Origin of the sequence: Pseudomonas sp. EA_65y_Pfl1_P113 (genome assembly GCF_963970525.1) — a bacterium.
GTDB lineage: Bacteria > Pseudomonadota > Gammaproteobacteria > Pseudomonadales > Pseudomonadaceae > Aquipseudomonas > Aquipseudomonas tritici.
The window spans coordinates 1-482 of the sequence record NZ_CAXAQM010000452.1 but is presented as its reverse complement, the minus strand read 5'-3'; the positions used below and the strand labels follow the sequence as shown (position 1 = coordinate 482).

1 pseudogene is annotated in these 482 nt (G+C 66.2%); it reads left to right on the top strand.

Features of this window, described 5'->3' with window-relative positions:
- A pseudogene (locus AACY52_RS30530) lies at positions 1-482 on the top strand (branched-chain amino acid ABC transporter permease); the annotation flags it as partial.

Here is a 482-nt window from a genome sequence, read left to right as displayed (position 1 = left end):
ATTCACTATCCCGCCTATCGGCTCGCCATCATCGCCGTGGCGCTCCTGGTGGCACTCCTGCTCTATCTCGGCGTGATGCGCACAAGGATCGGCATGCTGATCCGCGCCGGCGCCTCCAACCGCGAGATGATCGGCGCGCTCGGCATCAACATCAAGCTGCTCTACACGCTGGTGTTCGGTCTCGGCGCCGCGCTCGCCGGCCTTGCCGGGCTGATGCAGGCGCCGATCCTCACCGTGCAGATCGGCATGGGCGAGAACATCCTGATCCTTGCCTTCGTCATCATCGTGATCGGCGGCATCGGCTCGATCCGCGGCGCCTTCATCGCCGCGATCTTCGTCGGCATGATCGACACGCTCGGCCGCGCCTTCCTTCCCAATCTGCTCCGCCAGGTGCTGAGCGGCGCCGCCGCCTCCACCGCCGCGCCCGCGCTTTCCTCCATGCTGATCTATCTCCTGATGGCGATCGTGCTGGTGGTGCGGCC